This is a genomic window from Mesorhizobium sp. M7A.F.Ca.US.006.04.2.1, assembly GCF_004022915.1.
Lineage (GTDB): Bacteria > Pseudomonadota > Alphaproteobacteria > Rhizobiales > Rhizobiaceae > Mesorhizobium > Mesorhizobium ciceri.
Genome location: NZ_RZQA01000825.1, coordinates 1 through 2,876 on the forward strand (window position 1 = coordinate 1; position 2,876 = coordinate 2,876).

The 2,876-nt window shown below is 63.7% G+C and carries 2 protein-coding genes; both read right to left on the reverse strand.

Annotation, left to right across the window (positions count from 1 at the left end):
• On the reverse strand, positions 1–1,998 hold a 1,998-nt coding region (locus EN925_RS30655; protein WP_128337161.1), incomplete at its 3' end, for an SMP-30/gluconolactonase/LRE family protein.
• An 82-nt stretch (positions 1,999–2,080) separates the two neighbouring features.
• The coding region (locus tag EN925_RS30660; protein ID WP_164894491.1) for a sugar ABC transporter substrate-binding protein at positions 2,081–2,876 on the reverse strand (796 nt) is incomplete at its 5' end.

Consider the following 2,876-nt stretch of genomic DNA (forward strand, 5'->3'; position numbering starts at 1 on the left):
CGAGGTGACCATCGGGTGCGCGCCGCCGGTGAGGTCGCCCATCGCCTCGACGATGCCGCCCTTCTCTGTGAATTTCACCACGCCGCCGGTGTTGATGTTGGGGAACAGCCATTCGTCCTGCGGCAGCCGGCGCGTCATGCGCTTGCGCATGTCGGGATGGCGCAGCGACAGGTCGAAGCTCGGCGTGCGCATGCCGAGCCACGCCATCCAGTAATTGCCGTCGGAGGCGCGGTTGATGTTGTCGGGATAGCCCGGCATGTCGCGGATGACGCATTCGGCGGTGCCGGCCTTCGGCCCCTCCAGCCAATAGCGGTGCACGCGGCAGGCCCAGCTTTCGGCGAAGAACAGCGACTTGCCGTCATGCGCCATGCACACACCGTTGGTGTAGCGATAGCCGTCGAGCAACGTCTTCGTCGAGCCGTCCTTCGGGTCGTAGACCAGCAGCCGGCCGGTGGCGCGGTTCTCGATCGAATCCAGCGCCCAGTCATGCGCATCGTAGCGCTTGGTCGAGTCGGTGAAATAGATGCGCCCATCGGGTGCGATGTCGCAGTCATTGGGGTCACGCAGCCGTGCATCGTCGACGATCGAGGTCAACGAGCGCGACGTTTCGGCCGACAGTCTTTTGACCTCACGATCCGGCGAGACGGAGTAGAGCCCCATCGCGCCGACGCAGCTGATCAGATTGCCTGATTTGTCGAAGGCCAGCCCCAGCGGGAAACCGCCGATGTGGGCAAACACCTCCGACCTGACATAGTCCGGCGCGAAGAAGCGGACGATCTCGCCATGACGCGTGCCGCAATAGAGATTGTCGTCGCGGTCGAGGATGACGTCTTCCGGCCCCTCCAGCTCGCCAAGCCCGATATGCTCTGCGGCCGACAGCCTGTTGTCGAGTTCGTATGGCGTGCCCGAGCCGAGTGCGGCCGACTGTGTCTCGCCCATCTTGAGATAGACCGGCGCGACATAGACCTCATTCAGCACCTTGTGCCGGTTCTTCAGCCAGCGGATGTCGATGGTCACCGCCACCGCCAACATGATGCCGAGCACCATCTGGTTGGTGCCGGTGCCGTAGCCCAGCCGGATCAGCCCATTGGTCATGGTCAAGACGATGATGGCGCCCATCAGCCCCTTGATCACCGAGCCTCGGCCACCGCCGAGGCTGACGCCGCCGACCACCGCCGCCGTCAGCGCCATGATCTCGAGGTTGAGGCCGGTTCCCGGCCCTGCCCCGCTCAGCCGGCAAGCAATGAGGAACCCGCCGATCGAGGCGCATAAGCCGGAAAAGACATAAGTCATGAACACGGTGCGACGCACGCGGATGCCGGCATTATGCGCCGAGCGCCTCGAGCCGCCGACCGCCAGCACGTGCCAGCCGGGCCGCGAACGCGTCAGCGCGATATGGGTGACGATGGCCAGGATGATCGCCAGCCACACCGAGACGGACAGCCCCCAGAAGGTGCTGTCGCCGATGAAGTCGAGCACATCCGATGTCGCGGTCGAGAGCTGCACATCGGCGGCATAGGTGGTGACCAGGATGTCGAACAGCGCCCGGCCGAAGATGAAGGTCACCAGCGTGGTGAGGAAGGCGCGCAAGCGGAGATAACCGACGAGGTAGCCGTTGATGGCGCCGAAGATGAGGCCGGTGGCGAGCGATGCGGCCAGCGCCAGCCAGATCGACTGTTCGAGGATGAAGAAGACATAGACGGCGGAAAAGCACGACAGCGCGAAGATCGAGCCGACCGACAGATCGATGCCGCCACCCAGCATCACCACCGTCATGCCGGTGACGACCATCGAGAACTCGCCGAGCTGGCGGGTCGATTCCTGCAAAGCGGTCAGCTTGAAGAAGCCGGGAATGACCGAGCCGAAGGTCGCCAATGTCGCCACCAGCGCCAGGAACGGAATGGCGTTGTCGGTCCAGCGTTTGGTCAGTATCTCGCCGACGACATGGTCGGGCACGAGATTGTAGCGCCAGGACTGGAGGCGTTCGCGAAAGGACATCGGCTGCTGCTATTCCATGAGGGGACGAGGTGACCGGATCCTTCCGGTCACCTCGCTTGTACTTCAGTCGAAAAGGTGCGGCTTACTTTGCCGCCGCCGCTTGTGCCTGCAGCGCCTTCAGGTCCCAGCAGCTGTCGGGCTTGAGGTCGGCCTTGGTCGTCGCCTTCTCCAGCGTGTAGATGTAGGTGTGCGAGGTGCCGGCCGGCTGGCCGCTCTGCAGCAGGAACTTGATGATGGCGTTCATGTCGCCCGACTGGCGAGCAAGATCGGTCATCACCACAGCGCCATAGGTGCCGTCGACCAGCTTGTCGCAATCGGCCGCCTTCTCGCCGCCGCCGGTGGTGACCAGGAACACCTTGCCGTCGAGTTTGGCATCGCGGATCGCGGCGGACGCGCCGGTGGCGTCGCCATCCCAGAAATCGATGATCGAGCAGATATCCGGGTTCTGCTGCAGCATCGTCGTCGTCACGTTGCGCGAGGTCGTCGCATCCCAGTTGGAATCGGGCTTGGCCACCACCTTGAAGTCGGGATTCTTGTCCAGCACCTTCATGATGCCGGCATACTGATAGAGGCTGGAGGAGTTCGCCTGGTCACCCTGCACAAGGCCGATCTTCTTCGACGAGTTCGGGCCGCAGCCCTTGATCGCCGCTTCGGCCTCGAGCTGGCCAAGCCGGTCCCAATCACTGCCGATAAAGGCGTCGGCCGGGAAGTTGGCGGGATTGTCGACCAGGATGACATAGGTGCCGGCGGCCTGTGCCTTCTTCATCAGCTTGGAATAGGAGTTGAGGTCCGGCGCGTGGATGATCAGCACATCCGGCCTGGTGTCCGAGGAGATGGCGTCCGTGATCGCCTGCGCGCCGGCATCGACGACCCAGTTC